Genomic DNA, 22,398 nt, shown 5'->3' with positions numbered 1-22,398 from the left:
CAGTTTCGGAGCAAAAGCTGACGGGCTGCATGCAGACCGGGAAGCTTGAGGTCCGGAAACGACAACAAGTATGAGCATGGAGTGACGCAACCGGCGGCACGGGAATGCGAATACTTGTGAGCGGCACGAGAGCTGCACAGCAGCGAAGTGACGCGGGGACTTATACATTAACTATACATGTATAACGAGAGAGTCCAGTTTCGGAGCAAAAGCTGACGGGCTGCATGCAGACCGGGAAGCTTGAGCTCCGGAAACAACAACAAGTATGAGCATGGAGTGACGCAACCGGCGGCACGGGAATGCGAATACTTGTGAGCGGCAGGGAGGAGGATAAAATGACTATTTTAGTGACAGGCGGTGCGGGATATATCGGAAGTCATACCTGTGTAGAGCTTCTGGATGCCGGATATGATGTCGTTGTGTTCGATAATCTTTACAATTCCAGTCCTAAGGCGATTGACAGAATTCAGAAAATCACCGGCAGATCCCTGAAGTTCTACAAGGCGGATATGCTGGATAAGCCCGCGGTGGAGAAAATTTTCGAGGAAAACAAGATAGACGCGGTCATTCATTTTGCGGGCCTGAAGGCGGTAGGAGAATCGGTGCATAAGCCGGTCGAGTACTATCACACCAACATCGGGGGACTTCTGAATCTGGTGGATGTGATGAGAAATCACGGCTGCAAAAATATTATCTTCAGCTCCTCGGCCACGGTTTACGGGGATCCGGCGCAGATCCCGATCACGGAGGAGTGCCCGAAGGGGACCTGCACCAATCCTTACGGATGGACCAAATGGATGCAGGAGCAGATCCTGACGGATATTCACACGGCAGATCCTGCGTGGAATGTCATCCTGCTTCGGTATTTTAATCCGATCGGAGCCCACAAAAGCGGGCTGATCGGCGAGGATCCGAAGGGGATTCCGAACAACCTGCTTCCCTACGTGGCACAGGTGGCGATCGGAAAGCTTCCGGAAGTCAATGTGTTCGGAGATGACTACGATACGCCGGACGGAACCGGGGTGCGCGACTATATCCATGTTGTGGATCTGGCCAAGGGGCATGTCAAGGCGGTGGAAAGGCTGGCGAAAAACGACGGCGTATTTATCTGTAATCTGGGAACCGGCAAGGGATATTCGGTTCTGGACGTCATCCATGCGTTTGAAAAGGCCTGCGGGCACAAGCTGAAATATGTGATCCGGCCCAGAAGAGACGGCGACATTGCCACCTGCTATTCCAACTGCGACAAGGCGGAAAAAGAGCTTGGGTGGAAGGCGCAGTATGACCTGGATGATATGTGCGCAGATTCCTGGAGATGGCAGACGATGAATCCGGACGGCTACAGCACCGAAGAAAAAGAGTAAGCGGCCGAGGGGAAAACGGAGGGAAATATGGAAAAAATAGCCAGTTTTACAGTAAACCATCTGAAGCTGATGCCGGGCATTTATGTTTCCCGGAAGGATCATGTGGGAGATGAAATCGTGACGACCTTTGATCTGCGGCTGACTGCCCCGAACCGGGAGCCTGTGATGAATACGGCGGAATGCCACACGATTGAGCATCTCGGCGCCACCTTCCTGCGGAATGATCCGGAATACGCGGACAGGGTTATTTATTTCGGGCCGATGGGCTGCCGTACGGGATTTTACCTGATTCTCTCCGGCGATTATGAATCCAGAGATATCCTGGAGCTGGTGAAACGCACCTTTGCTTTTATCCGTGATTACAAGGGGGAGATTCCCGGTGCGGCGGCCAGGGACTGCGGTAATTACCTGGATCAGAATCTTTCCATGGCGTCCTGGCTGGCCGGGCGGTATCTGGAGAGAGACCTGTCTGTGATTGCAGAGGACAGTGACGAGCGGCTGGTCTATCCGGATTAAACGAGGACGGAACGGTTCCTGGTTTATCCGTTCAAACCCGTCTGCCATGGTACATTTACCACAGCACTCATGTCTGCGGGAAGCGGGGATTCAAAATGCATCGGTTCTTTTGTCACCGGATGAATAAAATCCAGTTTCCATGAATGGAGGGCCTGCCGGCTGATGCCCGGCAGGCCCTCCGGGTTATACAGGGTATCTCCCAGGAGGGGGTGGCCGATGTGCGCCATGTGTACCCGGATCTGGTGGGTCCGCCCGGTCTCCAGATGCAGCTCCGCCAGGGAAAGCACAGGGGCAGACGGGGAAACCGCGGAAGACAGCTGCCCGGATAAGGCTCCGGAGGACGTCTCTGCTTCATTATTTACAGGGGTACAGAGGGGGAAAGCGCACAGTCTGCGGAAATGTGTGACTGCGGCGTCTCCGTTCTCCCAGTCGATGCACCGCTCAATCAGGGAACTGCTTTTCCTTCCGACAGGAGCGTGAACGGTTCCGCTTTCGGGAAGGATCCCCTCTACGACAGCCAGGTAGGTGCGGTGGATCTCCCTCTGCCTGAGATCCCGTTCGAGGATGGAGGCGCTTACCTTGTTTTTGGCTACGATCAGCAGGCCGGTGGTGTCCCGGTCCAGGCGGTTAATGCAGCGGAAAACATAGGGGATTCCCTGCTCCTTAAAATAAAGGGCGATTCCGTTCGCGAGCGTATTGGCAGGATGGCTGACGGCCGGGTGGATCGCCACGCCGGAGGGCTTGCTGACAACCAGAAGGTCACTGTCCTCAAACACGATGTCAAAGGGTACGGGGGCCGGAACGATATTCTCCGAGGAGGATTCATCACGGACCGTTATCCGGAGGACGTCTCCTTCCTGCAGCGCGCCGGACATCCTTACCGGTTTACCGTTTTTCATGACCGCCATGGGATCCGGTTTCATGGACAGAAGAATGTGGCGGGAGTAGCCGAGACCCCGGAGAAATTCATGAACAGATTTTCCGCTGTCATTCTTCTGTATCCGGTAAGTCAGGATGCGTTCCATTCTTTTCCGATTCCTTTCTGATCATTGTCACTTCTCCTTGTTTCGTGCTATACTGACTCCAGCATTTCACAGGCAGGGCTGCGCCGGACGGGCGGGGAGGCAGGCTGTGAAAGATCACAGAAATCAGCAGTAAGGCAAGTATAGCAGAAAAAAGGGAGGATTGCCCGATGAGCGACAAATATGTAGCCTATGTCGGTACCTACACCCATGGCAGCAGTGTGGGAATTCACTTGTATGATGTGAATGTGGAAGAGGGAACACTGAAAGAGAAAAAGATCATTCCCGTAAATAATTCTTCCTACCTCTGTCGGTCTGTAAACGGGAAGTTTTTGTATTCCATCGCGGATGAAGGGGTTGCGGTATTTTCCATAGACCGTGAGACCGGGGATCTGACCATGATCAACCAGATTGACATAGACGGCATGAGAGGCTGCTATGTCTCTGTGGATAAGAGCGGAAAATACCTGTTTGTCGCGGGGTATCACGACGGGAAGGTGACGCTGGTCCATACCCATCAGGACGGCCGTCTGGGTTCTGTCATGGACGGGGTGTTCCATCAGGGAATCGGCAGTGTGGCGGAACGGAATTTCCGTCCCCATGTAAGCTGTGTGATGATGACGCCGGATCAGAAATATCTCTGCGCGGTGGATAACGGGATCGACCAGGTGAAATTTTATCAGATCACCAACCGGGACAAGCTGAAGATGGTGGATATTCTCCGCTGTCCCAGAGAATCCGGGCCGAGACTTCTGCGGTTCAGCCGCGACGGACGTTTTGCGTATCTTCTCTATGAGCTTTCCAATGTGGTCGATGTATTCCGCTATACGGACAGCGGAAAGACCCCGGAGTTTGAAAAAATCCAGACGATCAGCACGACATCCGATAACGTAGACCAGATCCATGATGCGGCTTCCGGCATGTGCGTTTCTCTTGACGGAAATTATCTGTTTACGTCCACGGCGGGGGACAACACGGTGGCCATGTACCGGATTGACAAGGAGACCGGTTTGCTGGATAAGAAATTCGCGCTGCCCATCAGCGGTGAATATCCGAAGCATATCGCCCTGTTCCCGGACGGAAAGCATATTGCGTGCTGCAACAACCAGTCCAATACCATCACGACATTTACCATTGATTACGAGAAGAATATCCTGGTGCAGAAGGGCAAACCGAACAAGGTGGATACGCCGAACTGCATCCTGATTACAAAGCTTTGAGCAGTCATCTGAAAAATCCGGAGGCGGAAAGGAATGCGGCGGCCGCGGCGCCCCTGAAAAATAAAAACAGGGGCATTCTCTATGTGCTGCTGGAGGCATTCTTTTTCGCCCTTATGACCTTTTTCCTGAAGGAAGCAGGCAGCCTGCCCACGATGGAAAAGGCGCTGTTCCGCAATCTGGTGGCCTCTGTCGTCTCTCTGATTATTCTTCTCCGGACAGAGGAAAAACTGAAAATCAAAAAGGGAAGCCTGCCCTTTCTGATTCTGCGGGCAGCCGGGGGAACGGTCGGTTTAATCTGCAATTTTTACGCCGTGGATCACCTGCTTATATCGGATGCCAACATGCTGAATAAAATGTCGCCGTTTTTCGCGATTTTGTTTTCTATCTTTATCCTGAAGGAAAAAGCCAGAAAATTTGACTGGGCCTGTGTCGCGCTGGCATTTACCGGCGCTTTAATCGTGATAAGACCCGGCTTTTCCATGGCGGCGGGTCCGGCATTTATCGGGCTGTGCGGCGGACTCGGAGCAGGTCTGGCCTATACCTTTGTACGCCTGCTCGGCGTGCGCGGGGAGCGGGGACCGGTTATTGTGTTCTTTTTCTCCGCTGCGTCCACGCTGTTCACCCTTCCCTTTGCGGTCGCGCAGTTCCAGCCCATGACAGTCCGGCAGTTTCTCTGCCTTCTGGCGACGGGCTTTTCCGCCATGGGCGGCCAGCTCTGCGTCACAAAGGCCTACACCTACGCGCCGGCGAAGGAAATTTCGGTATTTGATTATTCCCAGGTTATTTTTGCGGCCCTGCTCGGGGCGCTTTTCCTTGGGGAGTATCCGGATGCCGTCAGTTTCCTGGGTTATGCCGTTATTATCGGGGCCGCCGTGCTGCGCTGGCATGTGACGAATCACAGGGAGCCGCTCCCTGAAAAAAACTGAGAAAATTCGTCGGTCAGGATACCTGTCCGGCGTATTTTTTACGTGTTTTTTTTACAGTACATCTGCCCCCTCCGTGACATAAAAATAAAAAAGTGATATACTGAATCTGTATGCAAAAAAGGCACCAATTTTTATAGCTATATAAGGAGGAATAAGTTACGATGGCTAGAAAAATGAAAACCATGGACGGTAACACAGCGGCAGCTCATGCTTCCTATGCGTTTACCGAAGTGGCAGCGATCTACCCGATCACACCATCATCCCCTATGGCGGAGCACACAGACGAGTGGGCCACCCAGGGCAGAAAGAACCTGTTCGGCGAGGAGGTTCAGATTACGGAAATGCAGTCTGAGGCTGGTGCCGCAGGCGCTGTACACGGCTCTCTTGCAGCCGGCGCCCTGACCACTACCTACACGGCTTCCCAGGGTCTTCTTCTGATGATCCCGAACATTTACAAAATTGCCGGTGAGCAGCTGCCCGCGGTATTCGATGTTTCTGCCCGCTGCGTTGCCACCCACGCGCTGAACATCTTTGGCGATCACTCTGACGTATACGCGTGCCGCCAGACCGGCGCCGCTATGCTGTGCGAGTCCTCTGTTCAGGAAGTGATGGACCTGACCCCGGTCGCTCACGCGGCTGCGCTGACAGGCAGGGTTCCGTTTATTAACTTCTTCGACGGATTCCGTACCTCCCATGAGCTTCAGAAGATCGAGACCTGGGATTATGAAGACCTCCGCGACATGCTGGATATGGATGCCCTGAAGGCGTTCCGCGCAAACGCGCTGAATCCCGAACATCCGAAGGAGGAAGGCTCCGCGCAGAACCCGGATATCTTCTTCACCACACGCGAGGCCTGCAATAAATTCTATGACGCTCTTCCGGATATTGTCCAGGGCTATATGGACAAGATTAACGCGAAGATCGGCACAGACTATAAGCTGTTCAACTATTACGGGGCTCCGGACGCAGAGCATGTCATCATCGCAATGGGCTCTGTCAACGATACCATCGAGGAGACCATCGACTACCTGAACGCGCAGGGACGCAAGGTCGGCGTTGTAAAGGTACGTCTGTACAGACCGTTCTCTCCGAAGCATCTGATCGAAGCTATTCCGGACACAGTAAAGCAGATTTCCGTCCTTGACAGGACAAAAGAGCCGGGCGCTCACGGCGAACCGCTGTACCTGGATGTTGTAGAAGCCCTGAAGGACAGCAAATTCAAGGATGTTAAGATCTTCGGCGGACGCTACGGCCTTGGCTCCAGGGATACCACCCCGAACCAGATCGTTGCTGTCTATGACAATACCGAGAAGGCTCACTTCACCATCGGTATCATTGATGATGTGACAAACCTGTCTCTGCCGACAGGCCCGGACCTTGTTACCACGCCGGAAGGAACCATCAACTGCAAGTTCTGGGGACTTGGCGCGGACGGTACGGTCGGAGCAAACAAGAACTCCATTAAGATTATCGGCGATAATACAGATATGTACGCACAGGCTTATTTCGATTATGATTCCAAGAAGTCCGGCGGTGTTACCATGTCTCACCTTCGCTTCGGAAAGAAGCCGATTAAATCTACCTACCTGATTCATCGCGCAAACTTTGTGGCATGCCATAATCCGTCCTATATCCGCAAGTACAACATGGTACAGGAGCTGGTTGACGGCGGTACGTTCCTGCTGAACTGCCCCTGGACACAGGAAGAGCTGGAAGAGCATCTGCCCGGCCAGGTAAAGGCTTATATCGCTAACCACAACATTAAGTTTTACATCATCAATGGTGTGAAGATCGGTATCGAAGTCGGCATGGGTCCGACCCGTATCAATACCATCCTTCAGTCCGCGTTCTTCAAGCTGGCGAAGATCATTCCGGAAGAGAAGGCCATCGAGCTGATGAAGGCTGCCGCAAAGGCTACCTACGGCCGCAAGGGCGATGAGATTGTAAAGAAAAACTGGGCGGCTATCGACGAGGGCGCAAAGCAGGTTGTAGAGGTCAAGGTACCGGAGAGCTGGAAGAATGCTGCCGACGAGGGACTTGATTTCACCCATGCCTCCGAGGGACGTCAGGACGCGGTTGATTTCGTCAACAACATCCAGTCCAAGGTAAGCGCGCAGGAAGGCTACAGCCTGAAGGTTTCCGATGTGCTTCCCTATGTGGACGGCTCTACTCCGTCCGGCACATCCGCCTATGAGAAACGTGGAATTGCCGTAAATGTTCCGGTCTGGAATCCGGATAACTGTATCCAGTGCGCGCGCTGCTCCTTCGTATGCCCGCACGCCGCGATCCGTCCGTTTGCCATGACACCCGCAGAGGTGGAGGCTGCCCCGGCAGGATTCAAGAGCCTGGATATGACAGGAATGAAGCAGTATAAATTCGGCATCCAGGTATCCGCCCTTGACTGTACAGGATGCGGTTCCTGCGCAAACGTATGTCCGGGCAAGAAGGGAGCGAAAGCCCTTACCATGACTCCTCTGGAGGAAGCACTTGGAGAGCAGGCCGGATTTGATTACGCCGTCAAGCTTCCGGAGAAGCATGACGTTGTGGAGAAATTCAAAATCACCACAGTAAAGGGAAGCCAGTTCAAGAAACCGCTGCTGGAGTTCTCCGGCGCGTGCGCGGGCTGCGGCGAGACACCTTACGTAAAACTGATCACTCAGCTCTGCGGTGACAGAATGTACGTCGGAAACGCAACCGGATGTTCTTCCATCTGGGGCAACTCTTCTCCGTCCACACCTTACACGGTCGATGCCAACGGAAGAGGGCCGGCATGGTCCAACTCTCTGTTCGAGGATGGCGCAGAGTTCGGTTACGGAATGCTTCTGGCGCAGAACGCGCACAGATCTGCACTGATGCGCAGAGTGGAAGAGGTCAAGGCTTCCGCAGATGGCGAGCTGAAGGATGCGTGCCAGGAATGGATTGATACATTCTCCAACGGAATCACCAACCGCGTGGCGACCGACAAGCTGGTTGCCCTGCTTACCGGAAATGAGTCCGACGCGGCGAAGTACATTCTGGAGAACAAAGACTTTATGTCCAAGAAATCCCAGTGGTGCTTCGGCGGAGACGGCTGGGGATATGATATCGGATTCGGCGGACTGGATCATGTCATCGCCTCCGGAAAAGATATTAACATCCTGGTTGTAGATACCGAGGTTTACTCCAATACCGGCGGACAGTCCTCCAAGGCTACCCCGACCGGCGCGGTTGCCCAGTTCGCTGCAGGCGGCAAGGAGACCAGAAAGAAGGATCTTGCTTCTATCGCCATGAGCTACGGCTATGTGTATGTCGCGCAGATCGCTATCGGCGCCGATTACAATCAGGCGGTAAAGGCCATCGCAGAGGCAGAGGCCTATAACGGACCTTCTCTGATCATTGCTTACGCTCCGTGTATCAATCATGGAATCAAGAAGGGCATGGGCAAGTCCATCACAGAGGAAGAGCTGGCGGTGAAAGCCGGATACTGGCATCTGTTCCGCTACAACCCGGCGGCAAAGGCCGAGGGCAAGGCTGCGTTCACTCTGGACTCCAAGGCTCCGACAGATTCCTACAAGGAATTCCTTGACGGAGAGGTACGTTACAACTCCCTGAAGAGGGCAAATCCGGAGAAGGCAGAGAGACTGCAGAATAAGTCCGAGCAGGAAGCAAAAGACAGATACACCTATCTGAACAAGCTGGTTACTCTTTACGGAGCAGATCAGGACTGATCAGACAGGAGAGAATAACAGAATAAGGTTATTCCGGGCGGGGCATCGCATGGCGGTGCCCCGCCTTTTCCGCTGAAAATTTCCGGTTCCTGTTTGACCGTTTCCTGAATACAGATGTCATATTCCGCAAAAAATACTTTCATGAGCTGATTTCCCGAGCTGATGGAATGACACGGCTCGGAAGAAAGCCTGAAGAATTGCGAAGGTGAAATCTGCATGTTATACTGTAGAAAGCGTATCAGAGAAAGGAATTATTATGGTAGTAGATAATAGTTTTATGATCCACAGGATCCGTACATTTAAGGAAATCTTCATGCTTTATTCGGGGTTCACACACCGTCCTTTTATTGAGTGTGACGACGAAACGTTTAACGACCAGGTCTATCTTTTCACCAGTGCTGCAGCGGCGCAGAAATTTGCGGTGCCCTATACGCAGAATAAGATTCTGCTGCAGGCCGTCCAGATCCCGCAGGAAAAACTGGACGCGGCCCTGAAAAGTCTTTATCTTTACAGCGTAAATGCTGTTGTTGTCCAGGATGAGGGAGCTCCTGTCACCGTGGAACTGGACAAGCTTGCGGAAAAGCCGGATATGGAGAAACTGGAACAGGACGTGATTCCCAGGGCGAATCCGGAGCTTCAGCTGACCGGCCTTTATTTCATGCAGGAACTGAGCCGTCCGGTGAAGCGCACGCCGGAAGAGGCAAAACGTCTTCAGGGAATGGAGGAGGAGATGGTTCATAATCTCTTTCATGCCCGCCTGATTATCTCCTTTGACACGACGGACGTGCCCGGGGAGTGGAACCCGCAGAACAAGGAGCAGCAGGGAAAGGTAAAAATTCCCATGGTGCAGACAAAGGACGGGAAATTCTTCCAGCCGGTTTACACGGATCTCACGGAGTTCAAGAGCTTCAACGCGAAAACGACGGGAAGGCGTCTTCAGATCGGGCCGACAGGCTATGATTATCTGGAGAAGCTTCTGGTGCCCAAGGCAGAGGGCGTGGTCATCAATCCGGGTGGATTCAATCTCCGTCTGAACAGAGAGCAGCTGAAGCAGATGAAGGTGCGGTATGCCAATGTATAAGCAGAGAGGAGAGCGCGTGCATGCTGGATGCTTACGAATTGATCAGTCAGGAGAGAATTGAAGACGTACACTCGGATGCTTCTCTTCTGGTTCACAAAAAAAGCGGGGCCAGGATTGCCCTGCTGGCCAATGATGATAAAAACAAGGTGTTTACCATCGGTTTCCGGACCCCGCCGAAAAATTCTACCGGTGTAGCCCATATTATTGAGCACACGGTGCTCTGCGGCTCCAGAAAGTTTCCGCTGAAGGACCCGTTTGTGGAGCTGGCAAAGGGGTCGCTGAATACATTCCTGAACGCCATGACGTATCCGGACAAGACGGTCTATCCGGTTGCCAGCTGCAATGACACGGATTTTCAGAACCTGATGGATGTCTATCTGGATGCGGTCTTTTATCCGAACATTTACAGGAATGAAAAAATCTTCCGGCAGGAGGGCTGGCACTACCAGATGGAAAAGGAGTCCGATCCTCTTACCTATAACGGCGTGGTCTATAACGAAATGAAGGGGGCTTTCTCTTCTCCGGAGGAGGTTCTGAACCGCGCGGTCTTAAATCATCTGTTTCCCGACACGCCCTACGGGGTGGAGTCCGGCGGCGACCCGGAAGAAATTCCGGAGCTGACCTACGAGGAGTTCCTGGATTTCCACAGAAAATATTATCATCCGTCCAACTGCTATATCTGCCTCTACGGAAACATGGATATGGAGGAGAAGCTGCGCTGGCTGGATCAGGCCTATCTGGGCGCATTTGACAGGATCTCCGTGGATTCGGAGATTCCTTTCCAGAAACCGCTTTCCGGAAACTGCGATGTCTCCATGGAATATCCTGTCCTGGAGGACGAGCCGGTAGAGGATAACACCTATCTCTCCGAGAGCTTTGTGGTAGGAGACTATTCGGATACCCTGCTTAATATGTCTTTTTCCATTCTGGAATATGTCCTGCTGGACGCCCCCGGGGCGCCTGTCAAACAGGCTCTTCTGGACTCCGGCATCTGCAAAAATGTGGAGGGCGCCTATAATGACGGAACCCTGCAGCCCTTCTTCAGCATCATCGCCCAGAATGCCAACGAAAAGGACAAAGACAGGTTCCTGAAGATTATCCGGGATACGCTGGAGGAACTGACCGTCAGCGGGATTCCGAAGAAAGCCCTGTATTCCGGAATTAACTATTACGAGTTCCGGTTCCGCGAGGCAGATTACGCATCCTTCCCCAAGGGACTGTTCTATGTGCTGGATATGTTTGACAGCTGGCTCTATGACTGGAAAAAGCCCTTTGATTATCTGAAGGAGCTGCAGGTGTTTGAGACTCTCAAGCAGAAGGCGCAGACCGATTATTTTGAGCAGCTGATCCGGAAATGGCTTCTGCAGAATCCGCATGCCGCGGTGGTGACACTTGTTCCGAAGCGGGGGCTGGCGGCGGAGCAGGACGCCGGGACAGCGCGGAAGCTGGCGGAAAAGAAGGCTTCCCTTACACCGGACCAGATCAGCGAGATCATCAAGGAGACCGAGGAGCTGAAGGCTTACCAGGAGGCTCCGGATTCTCCGGAGGCGATGGATTCCCTTCCCGTCCTGAAACGCTCGGATATCAGCAGAAGCGCGGACCTGCATCTCTGCACACAGGAGTGCCGGGTCGGGGAGACTGTTTTTCTGAAGGAAAAATATGATACCAACGGGATCGGCTACCTGCGGCTGATGTTCAATACGGAGCAGGTTCCGGATGACCTGGTTCCGTATCTGGGACTGCTGCGGGGCGTCCTGGGGATGATCGGGACAGAAAACTACTCCTACGGGGAGCTGTTCCATGAGATCAATGCCAGTACAGGAGGTATCAGCTTTGCCCTGCAGAGCCTCCAGGTGGATAAAGGAAGGGATAACAACAAAGGTTACCGGATGTTTACGGTAAGCGCGAAATATCTTCTGCCGCAGCAGGAGTTCGTGTTCCGGATGATTCAGGAAATTCTCTGCCGCTCCTGTCTGGACGACACCAAACGGCTCTATGAGATTGTGGCAGGCATTAAATCCGGCATGCAGCAGTCGATTCCGGCAGCCGGCCATTCCTCTGCCGTGCGCCGTGCGCAGGCAAGCCAGTCCTTTCTGGGCGCCTGGTCGGAGCGGACCGGGGGAATCGAGTTCTATCGTCTGATTGAAAATCTGGAGAAGAATTTTGATTCAGAGAAGGAAGCACTTGTCGGAAAGCTGCAGGAGCTGATGAAGATTCTGTTCCGCCCGGAAAACCTGTATGTCAGCCTGACGGCAGATGACAGCGGATTCGACGGGGCCGCGGAGCAGGTGGAGCTTCTGAAAAAAAGCCTCTGCGCGTCTCCCTGCAGAAAGGGTGCCTTTACCTGGAGACCGGAGCAGAAAAATGAGGGCTTCAAAACCTCCGGGCAGGTGCAGTATGTCGCCCAGACCGGAAATTTCCGGGCGGCCGGATGTGAATATACGGGCGCCTTCCGCATTCTCCGCGTGATTCTGAATTATGACTATCTGTGGATGAATCTGCGGGTGCTGGGAGGAGCTTACGGCTGCATGAGCGCGTTCCGGAGATCCGGGGAGAGCTATCTGGTCTCTTACCGCGATCCGCATCTGAAACGCACGCTTGAGGTTTACCGGGGGCTTCCGGATTATCTGAAGAATTTTCAGGCGGATGAGCGTACCATGACAAAATATATCATCGGTGCGATCAGCGAGCTGGATACACCCCTGAATGCCGCCGCAAAGGGAGATCTGGCCATGACATCCTGGTTTGCGGGACTGACGGAAGCGGATTTTCAGAAGGAGCGGGAGGAAGTGCTGGATGCCCGGCCGGAGGATATCCGGAAGCTGTCGGCTGCCGCGCAGGCAGTTCTCGACGCGGATAACCGCTGTGTCATCGGAAGCGAATCCGTCCTGGAAAAAGACGGAGATGTGCTTTCGGTCATCCGGCCGCTGGTTCAGGGCTGAAGAAGGAGAGCTATGGCAGAACAGTTAAAATCCGGGTATGTGGCCATGATCGGCCGGCCGAATGTCGGCAAGTCCACGCTGATGAATCACCTGATCGGGCAGAAAATTGCCATTACGTCCAGAAAACCCCAGACGACCAGAAACCGGATCCGCACCGTCTATAATGACGCGCGCGGGCAGATTGTGTTTCTGGATACGCCTGGGATCCATAAGGCCAAAAACCGCCTGGGCGAGTACATGGTGGACGCCGCGGAAAAATCGCTGAAAGATGTGGACGCGGTCCTCTGGCTGATTGAGCCGGGGGATTTTGTGGGCGCCGCGGAGCAGCACATAGCGGGGCTTCTTGGCCGGTCGGGGCTTCCGGTCATCCTGGTTATTAACAAGACGGACCGCTGCAGAAAGGAAGAGGTTGCCAAAACCATGGAGGCCTACCGGGGACTTTGCCGGTTTGCTGACACGGTAGCGGTTTCCGCTCTTCACAGCACCAACCTGGACCTGGTCCTGGACGCGGTTTTCGCGGTGCTGCCGACAGGCCCCCGTTTCTTCGACGAGGATACCATTACCGACCAGCCCGTCAGGCAGATCGCGGCGGAGATGATCCGGGAAAAGGCGCTTCGGTCCATGGGGCAGGAGATTCCCCACGGGATTGCCGTGGTGATCGAAAAAATGCGGGAGCGTCCGGACGGAAGCGTCACGGATATCGAAGCGGTAATCATCTGTGAGAGAGAATCGCACAAGGGAATCATTATCGGCAAAAACGGGGCCATGCTCAAGAAAATCGGGACAGAGGCCAGGCAGGATATCGAAAAAATGCTGGACGGCCATGTCAACCTCAAGCTTTGGGTCAAGGTCCGTAAGGACTGGCGGGAGAGCGATATCCTGCTGAAAAATTACGGATATGATAAAAAAGAACTATGAGTGATACCTTAACCGTTTCCGGCATGGTACTGTCTGCCGCGCCCATCGGGGAATATGATAAAAGGGTGGTCATTCTGACGCGGGAGCTGGGGAAAATAAGTGCCTTTGCCAGAGGGGCCAGAAGACAGAACAGCGTCCTGATGGCAGCGGCCAACCCGTTTGTTTTCGGTTCCTTTACGGTGATTGCCGGAAGGACATCCTATAACCTTACCGGAACCGACATCCGGAACTATTTTACAGAGCTGGCCGGAGAAATCCCCGGTGTCTATTACGGATATTATTTCCTGGAATTTGCCGGATACTACGGAAGAGAGGGGCTGGATGCCACCGATATGCTGAACCTTCTGTATCTGTCCATGAAGGCGCTTCTGAATCCAAACCTGGATGACAGACTGGTCAGGCGTATTTTTGAGCTGCGTCTGATGACCATCAACGGTGAGTACGCCCCGGAAACGGAGCATGCCGCCCCGGGCGTCCTCTATACCATCCGGTACATCATGTACAGTCCGCTGGAAAAGCTATTTACCTTCCAGGTAAAGGAGGAAGTGCTGAGAGAGCTGGAAAAAAAACTGAACCGTCATATGAAGAAAATTCTGGATCGGCCGCTGAAAAGCAGGGAAATCCTGGAACAGATCACGGCACACTGACCGGGTGCGGGTTCAGACTTACGTTTATGCAAGAGAGGACCTTTTTTGGACAAAAAGGGTTCTTCTATTTTATATGTACAGCAGTTATTATCAATGAAGGAAGCACGTAAGTGCAAAGGAGGTTTTACAATGGAGACGAAGTATTACGCAGCAGTGGATATGGGAGCGTCCAGCGGCCGTGTCATGCTCGGATGGATGGAAAACGGGAAGATGCAGCTTCAGGAGGTTCATCGTTTTCAGAACGGGATGGTGAAAAAAGACGGGGAGCTCTGCTGGGAGCATGACCGTATTTTCAGAGAGGTCATCACCGGGCTGAAGAAATGCCGCGAGATCGGGAAAATTCCCTGCAGTGTGGGCGTGGATACCTGGGGTGTGGACTTTGTCCTGCTGGATAAGGAGGACAAACCGATCGGAAATTATGTCGGCTACCGGGACCACAGGACAGAAGGTATGGATGAGGAGGTTTATAAAATCATCTCCCTGGATGAGCTTTACTCCCGCACCGGCATCCAGAAGGCTATCTTCAATACCGTTTATCAGCTGATGGCGGTGAAGAAAACGCATCCGGATTATCTGGAGAAGGCGGAAACCCTGCTCTACACACCGGATTATTTCCATTTCCTTCTGACAGGGCAAAAGGTGAACGAATACACGGAAGCCACGACCGGTCAGCTGATCAGCGCGAAAACCAATGATTACGACTGGGAACTGATCGACCGGCTTGGCTATCCCAGAAAAATATTCCAGAAGGTGGTTATGCCGGGAACCAGCCTGGGCAGTGTGCGTCCGGAGGTCGCAGAAGAAATCGGGTATGATCTGGAAGTTGTCGTTCCCTGTACGCATGACACAGGATCCGCAGTTCTTGCGGTTCCGGCGAACGATGACGATTTTATCTATATCAGCTCCGGTACCTGGTCTCTGATGGGCGTGGAGAGAAAACAGGCGGACACCTCCAGAAAAAGCTGTGAGATGAATTTTACCAACGAGGGCGGTTATGACCACAGGTTCCGCTATCTGAAAAATATCATGGGACTCTGGATGATTCAGTCCGTCCGCCACGAGGTGAACGATCAGTACAGCTTCTCCGAGATCTGCGATATGGCGGAAGAAGAGAAGGATTTTCCGTCCCGCGTGGACTGCAACGACGACTGTTTCCTTTCCCCGGATAATATGACGGAGGAGGTTAAGGACTACTGCAGAAGAACTGGTCAGAGAGTGCCGGAGAACTTCGGGCAGCTGGCGACGGTGATCTATACTTCGCTGGCTGACTGCTATGCGAAGACAGCCGGGGAACTGGAGGAGCTTACCGGAAGGACGTATTCCCGCATTCATATTGTTGGTGGAGGCTCCAATGCGGATTACCTGAACCGTCTGACGGCCAGGGCGACAAAGAAAGAAATCCACGCCGGTCCCGGCGAGGGAACCGCCATCGGAAACATCACGGCGCAGATGCTGAAGTCAGGAGAGTTTAAGAGTGTGGAAGAGGCGAGAGACAATATTCACGCTTCCTTCGGCATCAAGGTCTACAATCCGGACGGGTCGGTCCGCCAGTAAAGGACTGCGCCTCGTACCTGTTGTGGCTGCCTATGTATAAACGACCCCGCGCGCATGCGGCAGAAAGATTCCATTTATGAAAAGAAAAAAAGGAGGATTATCACGTGACTGTAGAAGAGAAATATAAAATCGCGAAGGAAGAGTACGCGAAATACGGTGTGGATACCGATCAGGCCATCGAGACGCTGAAAAATGTTCCGGTTTCCCTGCACTGTTGGCAGGGGGACGATGTGACCGGCTTTGATCAGGACGGTCCGCTTACGGGAGGCATTCAGACAACCGGAAACTATCCGGGAAGGGCAAAAACGCCGGAACAGCTGATGCAGGATATCGAAAAAGTGATGTCCCTGGTTCCCGGTAAGGTAAAGCTGAACCTCCATGCCAGCTACGCGATCTTTGAGGACGGGAAGACCGTAACCAGAGACAAGCTGGAGCCGAAGCATTTCCAGAAATGGGTGGATTTCGCAAAAGAGCACAAAATGGGGATTGATTTTAACCCGACGTTTTTCTCTTACCCGGTTGTCGGCGCGGACGGCATGAACCTGTCCAGCACGGATGAATCCGTGCGGAAGTTCTGGATTGAGCATGGAAAATGCTGTGTCCGCATTTCCAATTATTTTGCGGAGCAGACCGGCGTGCCCACGGTTATGAATATATGGACGGGAGACGGGCTGAAGGATATTCCCGCAGACCGCATGGGTCCCAGAATGCGCTACAAGGATTCGATTGACCAGATCCTTTCGGAGCCCTACGATTTCAGCAAGGTAAAACCGACCGTGGAGTCCAAGGTTTTTGGCATCGGGGTAGAATCCTACACCTCCGGTTCCGCTGAGTTTGCGCTCAGCTACGCTGCATTTAACCGCGACAAATGCATGCCGCTGATGGATAACGGGCATTACCATCCCACAGAGGTTGTTTCCGATAAAATTCCGGCGCTGCTGTGCTTCTTCCCGGAAATTGCCCTGCACATCACCCGTCCGGTCAGATGGGACTCCGACCATGTCGTCCTGTTTGATGACGAGACAAAGGAGATGGCGAAGGAGATTGTCCGCAATCATGCAGTGAACAGAGTGCACATGGCACTGGATTATTTTGATGCCAGCATCAACCGTGTTTCCGCGTGGACAGTCGGGTTCCGGAGCTGGCAGAAGGCGATGCTCAATGCCATGCTGCTGCCGAACGACCATCTGAAAGAGCTGCAGGACGCGGGGAATTTCACCCAGCTGATGGTGGACCAGGAAGCGGCAAGAATCCTGCCCTTCGGTTTTGTGTGGGATTACTACAACGAAGTATGCGGCTCTCCCGCAGAGGGCTGGTTCGATGAGATCCGCAAATACGAGGCGGACGTGCAGTCGAAACGCTGAAAGAAATAGAAAAATATCTTTTTTACGGACAGGATGGCAGAACAAAGAGCTTCTGCCATCCTGTCCGTGTCTGTTTTGCTGCCGTTTACGAAGACAGCATCATCCGCTCCGAATTGGCGAGAAGCGCGGCAGAGGAGGGCTTATAGAGGACAGCGGTATGCCCGCCGGTCTCTTGACAGGTACAGTCCTCTGTGCTATCGTATGGTTGTGTATGAATTCCATATCAACTTTTCAGGTGAGGCAGTTGTCGCTGCCGAGAGGGAACCGGGTGAGAATCCCGGACGATCCGGTCACTGTAAGCGGGGAGTAATGTGTAATATGCCATTGTATGCGGTGCATGCGAGAAGGCACACAGGAGCGTCGATCCGTAAGCCAGGAAACCTGCCTGATGAGTGAGGGCTGAAGCTTCCGTGAAAAGTCTTCCATCCATTTCTGTACGATATGGAATGCCTGAACGAGTAAATCACTCAGCCGGGAACCTGACGGAATTTATACATGGTTAAACGGCAGGGTGAAATACTTCGGAAGTCAGGTTTGATGTCTATACCGCATCGTTTTCCTCCGCATGTAAAGAATGATGGTCTGGTTTTCCGCTTGGCAGAAGGCCGGCTCCGAAGGACGACACCCCATCTGGCATACACAGACAGAACAGGAATGAACAGGACCCGCGGGGGTCTTTTTTTTGCACTTTTTTCAGGAATCCTTTTCTTGACGAATATCGGGTACCCTTTTATTATGGTAGAAGTGACGACAGGGTAACCGATGTCAGTACTTGGAACAGGGAACGCCATGCCGGCGCAGACAGGATAGAAGCTTCGGGAGGATGATCAGAATTATGAGTAAGGAACTGGCAAAAACCTATGATCCCAAGGGGCTGGAGGACCGGCTCTATCAGAAATGGATGGATCACGGATATTTCCACGCAAAGGTGAATCCGGATAAGAAACCGTTCAGTATCGTTATGCCGCCGCCAAATGTCACGGGGCAGCTGCACATGGGTCATGCGCTGGACAATACCATGCAGGATATTCTGATCCGCTTTAAGAGAATGCAGGGATATGAGGCTCTCTGGCAGCCCGGAACCGATCATGCGGCAATCGCCACAGAGGTCAAGGTTACCAACATGCTGAAGGAAAAAGGAATTGACAAGCACGAGATCGGCAGAGACGAATTCCTGAAATACTGCTGGCAGTGGAAGGACGAGTACGGAAGCCGGATCATGAAGCAGCTCCGGAAACTGGGTTCCTCCGCGGACTGGGAACGGGAGCGTTTTACCATGGACGAGGGCTGCTCCAAAGCGGTGGAGGAAGTCTTTGTCCGTCTCTATGAAAAAGGCTGGATCTATAAAGGAAGCCGGATTATCAACTGGTGCCCGAAGTGCCAGACGTCTCTGTCCGATGCGGAAGTGGAGCACGTGGACCAGGACGGCTTCTTCTGGCACATCAATTACCCGATTGTCGGCGAACCGGGAAAATATGTAGAAATAGCAACGACACGTCCGGAAACCCTTCTGGGGGATACTGCTGTTGCCGTTAATCCGGAGGACGAGAGATACCGCCATCTGATCGGAAAAATGCTGAAGCTTCCGCTTACAGACAGGGAGATTCCGGTTATTGCCGATGAATATGTCGATAAGGAGTTCGGGACAGGCTGCGTGAAAATCACCCCCGCGCATGATCCAAACGATTTCGAGGTGGGAAAACGGCACGGGCTGGAAGAAATCAATATTCTGAATGACGATGCCACCATGAATGACAGGTGCGGAAAATATGCGGGCATGGACCGCTATGAGGCGCGCAAGGCCATGGTGGAGGATCTGGAAAAGCTGGGGCTTCTGGTGAAGGTGGTCCCGCACACCCATGCGGTAGGAACGCATGACCGCTGCCATACGACGGTGGAGCCTATGATCAAGCCGCAGTGGTTTGTCCGCATGAAGGAAATGGGACAGGCGGCACTGGATGCTTACCACAGAGGAGAGCTGTCCTTCGTTCCGGAAAATTACGGAAAAACCTATGAGCACTGGCTGGACAATATCAAGGATTGGTGTATTTCCCGCCAGCTCTGGTGGGGACATCGGATTCCGGCCTATTACTGTCAGGACTGCGGAGAAATTGTTGTCCGCAGGGGCGGGGCGCCGGATACCTGTCCGAAATGCGGAGGACATCACTTTAAGCAGGATGAGGACACACTGGACACTTGGTTTTCTTCCGCACTCTGGCCGTTTTCCACGCTGGGATGGCCGGACAAGACGCCGGAACTGGAGTATTTTTATCCCACGGATGTGCTGGTAACCGGGTATGATATCATTTTCTTCTGGGTCATCCGGATGGTATTCTCCGGCATTGAACAGACGGGGAAGGTTCCCTTCCATCATGTCCTGATCCACGGACTGGTGCGGGATTCCCAGGGACGCAAGATGAGCAAATCGTTGGGGAACGGCATTGATCCGCTGGAGGTTATTGACAAATACGGGGCGGACGCCCTCCGCCTGACCCTGATGACAGGAAATGCTCCCGGAAATGATATGCGTTTTTACTGGGAACGGGTGGAAGCAAGCCGGAATTTTGCCAATAAGGTGTGGAATGCATCCCGCTTTATCCTTATGAATATGGAAGGAAGGGATGTGCCGAAAACCGTTGATCCGGAGAGGCTTACGGCTCCGGACAGGTGGATTCTGGATAAGGTAAACCAGCTGGCTGCGGATGTCACCGACAATATGGACCGATATGAACTGGGGATCGCGGTCCAGAAAGTCTACGATTTTATCTGGGAGGAATTCTGCGACTGGTATATTGAGATGTCCAAACCGGTCCTGTACAGCGGGACAGAGGAGGAAAAGCTCTGCAAGCTGGCGGTTCTGCGTCAGGTTTTGTCCGATGCGCTGAAGCTGCTGCATCCGTTTATGCCGTTTATTACAGAGGAAATTTACTGCACACTGAATCCGGACGAGGAGACGATTATGACAGCCTCCTGGCCGGTGTTCCGTGAAGGCTGGAGTTTTCCGGAGGATGCGGCAGGCGTGGAGCTGATTAAGGACGCGGTAACCGAAATCCGCAATGTCAGAACGTCTCTCCAGGTACCGCCGGGAAAGAAAGCCAATGTATTTGTGGTTTCGGAGGATGAAGGAATTCTGGACACCTTCCGGCGCTCCGAGAGCTTCTTCTCCTTCCTGGCAAAAGCGGATCACACCATGCTGCAGAAGGATAAGGCCGGAATTGGTGACGATGCCATATCCGCGGTCATTCCGGGAGCAACAATCTATATTCCGTTTGCGGAGCTGGTGGATGTGGAGAAAGAACGCGCCCGCTTGAAGAAGGAAGAGGAACGCCTGCAAAAAGAAATCTCGCGCTCAAACGGAATGCTGAGAAATGAGAAATTTATGAGCCGGGCTCCCAAAGCCAAGGTGGAGGAAGAACAGGCTAAGCTTGAAAAATACAGAAGCATGATGGCACAGGTGCAGGAGCGTCTGGCCCAGCTTGGAGCTTAAGCATCCGGTTTCCCGGAAGGGACAAGGGGAAAGATGCGGGGAGAGGGAAGATGACATACGAGGAAGCGGTCAATTATATTGAAGGAATCGGTAAATTTGCGGCGGATACTTCTCTGACGCATACCGACCGTCTGCTGGACAAGCTGGGCCATCCGGAAAACGGGAAAAAAATCATCCATGTGGCCGGGACAAACGGAAAAGGAAGCGTCTGCGCCTATCTCCGCGCCATGCTGGCGGAGGGCGGATACCGGGTCGGTTTCTTTACCTCTCCTCATCTGGTACGGATCAATGAGCGGTTTCAGATCGGGACGGAAGAGGTGGATGATGATACCTTTCTCTGGGCGTTTGAAAAAGTAAAAGAAGCGATCGACGAATTCCTGCAGGAAGGCGGCAGCCATCCGACTTATTTTGAGACATTGTTTCTGATGGCCGTTCTGATTTTTCAAAAGGCGGATACCGATTATATCATCCTGGAGGTGGGGCTTGGCGGACGTCTGGACGCGACCAACGTCATCCGTCATCCGATGGCATGCGTGATCACGTCGATCAGTCTGGATCATACAGAGTATCTCGGCGATACGACAGAGAAAATTGCCGGCGAGAAGGCAGGGATTATCAAAAAAGGGGTCCCGGTAATTTTTGACGGCCATGACAGGGCTGCCGCGGCAGTGATACGCAGGCGGGCAGAAGAACTGGACAGCCCGTGCTATGAATTGACGCAGGACTGCTGCCGTCCTGTCCGCACAACAACAGAGGGAATTGCCTTTGATTTTACCTGGAGGGATGAGAAGAGCGGCGGAAAGGCAGAAACTTTCCGTCTGCAGATACCACAGATCGCGGAATATCAGATGATGAATGCTTCCCTGGCCTTTCTTACCATGCTGATTCTGCAGAAGGATCATGGAATACCGGCGGGCAGGCTTGCCGAAGGAATTTCCAAAATGGTATGGCCATGCCGGATGGAGACGGTTCTGCCCGGTGTTGTGGTGGACGGCGCCCATAATCCGGACGGAATCGCCCAGTTTGTAAAGACTGCTTCCCAATTTCACAGAAATTATGAAATCACCGTTCTTTTTGCCGCCGTATCGGACAAGGATCATGCGGATATGATTCGTGAGATTGTGGAGGGGATTCATCCCGAACGGGTCATTACGACCCGGATTGAGGGAAGCCGCTGTATTTCAGAGAAGATACTGGCGGAAGAGTTTGCCAGGGCAGGGCAGCAGGAAGTATATTCGGAGCCGGATGTCGGCAGGGCATTTGACCTTGCGTGTTCCCGAAAGGGAGACGGTATGCTTTTCTGCGTAGGCTCCCTGTATCTGGCCGGGCAGATCAAAAGCCATCTGGCAAAGAAGTGACGAGAGGGACAGATGCATCCCCTGCGGTCCGCCTGGCGGACAGGCAAGACCGCGGGGCAGGGGGAGTAAAAAAGGGGCATGCGGCCCGGTCGGGAGGAGTATAACATGTTGAATTTTGAAGAGGAACTGAAGAAGTTTACTCCCTGTCTGGATGTGGAAAATGTAGAGGAATCCATCCGGAATGAGGATATGTCAGATCTTCTGGACCTGTTCCGGCAGAACAGGATGGAGCACGCCGGAGAGGACAGGGCAGAAGAAGCGGGAAGAGCCACGGAAAGCAAGGAGTAAGCCG

General features: G+C 53.2%; 15 protein-coding genes and 1 riboswitch. Of the genes, 14 read left to right on the top strand and 1 reads right to left on the bottom strand.

Features of this window, described 5'->3' with window-relative positions; all coding sequences use genetic code 11:
- The first annotated feature begins 335 nt into the window (after positions 1 to 335).
- Positions 336 to 1,364, top strand: a complete 1,029-nt coding sequence (gene galE / locus FYJ60_RS05300) for a UDP-glucose 4-epimerase GalE (protein WP_154457631.1) — start codon at positions 336 to 338, stop codon at positions 1,362 to 1,364.
- 27 nt (positions 1,365 to 1,391) lie between these two features.
- On the top strand, positions 1,392 to 1,880 hold the full coding sequence (locus FYJ60_RS05295) for an S-ribosylhomocysteine lyase (protein ID WP_154457630.1): 489 nt from the start codon (positions 1,392 to 1,394) through the stop codon (positions 1,878 to 1,880).
- Between the two features lie 23 nt (positions 1,881 to 1,903).
- Here the strand turns inward: FYJ60_RS05295 and FYJ60_RS05290 are convergent, their stop codons facing one another.
- Positions 1,904 to 2,905 (bottom strand): RluA family pseudouridine synthase, encoded by a 1,002-nt coding sequence (locus FYJ60_RS05290; RefSeq protein WP_154457629.1) that lies wholly within the window; start codon positions 2,903 to 2,905, stop codon positions 1,904 to 1,906.
- Positions 2,906 to 3,072: 167 nt separating this feature from the next.
- On the opposite strand from FYJ60_RS05290, the gene FYJ60_RS05285 reads away from it, so the two are divergent.
- The 12 genes from FYJ60_RS05285 (at position 3,073) to FYJ60_RS05230 (ending at position 22,394) form a co-directional block, all read left to right on the top strand.
- A complete protein-coding gene (locus tag FYJ60_RS05285; RefSeq protein WP_154457628.1) occupies positions 3,073 to 4,122 on the top strand; it encodes a lactonase family protein in 1,050 nt (349 codons plus the stop codon).
- A complete protein-coding gene (locus FYJ60_RS05280) occupies positions 4,119 to 5,048 on the top strand; it encodes a DMT family transporter (protein ID WP_272818875.1) in 930 nt (309 codons plus the stop codon). The genes FYJ60_RS05285 and FYJ60_RS05280 overlap by 4 nt, the downstream gene beginning before the upstream one ends.
- A 161-nt stretch (positions 5,049 to 5,209) precedes the next feature.
- Entirely contained in the window at positions 5,210 to 8,755 is a 3,546-nt protein-coding gene (gene nifJ / locus FYJ60_RS05275; RefSeq protein WP_154457627.1) for a pyruvate:ferredoxin (flavodoxin) oxidoreductase, read from the top strand.
- Between the two features lie 256 nt (positions 8,756 to 9,011).
- Complete coding sequence (locus FYJ60_RS05270) at positions 9,012 to 9,836, top strand: SseB family protein (RefSeq protein ID WP_154457626.1); 825 nt, start codon at positions 9,012 to 9,014, stop codon at positions 9,834 to 9,836.
- Positions 9,837 to 9,856: 20 nt separating this feature from the next.
- Positions 9,857 to 12,778 (top strand): insulinase family protein, encoded by a 2,922-nt coding sequence (locus FYJ60_RS05265; RefSeq protein WP_154457625.1) that lies wholly within the window; start codon positions 9,857 to 9,859, stop codon positions 12,776 to 12,778.
- 12 nt (positions 12,779 to 12,790) lie between these two features.
- Positions 12,791 to 13,696 (top strand): GTPase Era, encoded by a 906-nt coding sequence (gene era, locus FYJ60_RS05260; RefSeq protein ID WP_154457624.1) that lies wholly within the window; start codon positions 12,791 to 12,793, stop codon positions 13,694 to 13,696.
- Complete coding sequence (recO, locus tag FYJ60_RS05255; protein ID WP_154457623.1) at positions 13,693 to 14,343, top strand: DNA repair protein RecO; 651 nt, start codon at positions 13,693 to 13,695, stop codon at positions 14,341 to 14,343. The genes era and recO overlap by 4 nt, the downstream gene beginning before the upstream one ends.
- 129 nt (positions 14,344 to 14,472) lie before the next feature.
- Positions 14,473 to 15,897, top strand: coding sequence for a rhamnulokinase (rhaB, locus tag FYJ60_RS05250; RefSeq protein WP_154457622.1), 1,425 nt, complete (start codon positions 14,473 to 14,475; stop codon positions 15,895 to 15,897).
- Positions 15,898 to 16,001: 104 nt separating this feature from the next.
- Positions 16,002 to 17,261: an L-rhamnose isomerase gene (locus FYJ60_RS05245; protein ID WP_330579116.1), complete on the top strand. Its 1,260-nt coding sequence runs from the start codon at positions 16,002 to 16,004 to the stop codon at positions 17,259 to 17,261.
- Positions 17,262 to 17,477: 216 nt separating this feature from the next.
- A riboswitch (cobalamin riboswitch) is annotated at positions 17,478 to 17,664 on the top strand.
- A 432-nt stretch (positions 17,665 to 18,096) separates the two neighbouring features.
- Complete coding sequence (locus tag FYJ60_RS05240; RefSeq protein ID WP_154457621.1) at positions 18,097 to 20,748, top strand: valine--tRNA ligase; 2,652 nt, start codon at positions 18,097 to 18,099, stop codon at positions 20,746 to 20,748.
- A 50-nt stretch (positions 20,749 to 20,798) separates the two neighbouring features.
- Positions 20,799 to 22,106: a bifunctional folylpolyglutamate synthase/dihydrofolate synthase gene (locus FYJ60_RS05235; protein WP_154457620.1), complete on the top strand. Its 1,308-nt coding sequence runs from the start codon at positions 20,799 to 20,801 to the stop codon at positions 22,104 to 22,106.
- 105 nt (positions 22,107 to 22,211) lie between these two features.
- The gene (locus FYJ60_RS05230; protein ID WP_154457619.1) at positions 22,212 to 22,394 is read left to right on the top strand and encodes a hypothetical protein; all 183 of its coding nucleotides are present in this window, start codon (positions 22,212 to 22,214) and stop codon (positions 22,392 to 22,394) included.
- Positions 22,395 to 22,398 lie beyond the last annotated feature (4 nt).

Source organism: Bilifractor porci, assembly GCF_009696005.1.
GTDB classification, from domain to species: Bacteria; Bacillota; Clostridia; order Lachnospirales; family Lachnospiraceae; genus Bilifractor; species Bilifractor porci.
Note: the sequence above shows the minus strand (reverse complement) of the source record. Positions and strands in the feature narration are given on the sequence as shown.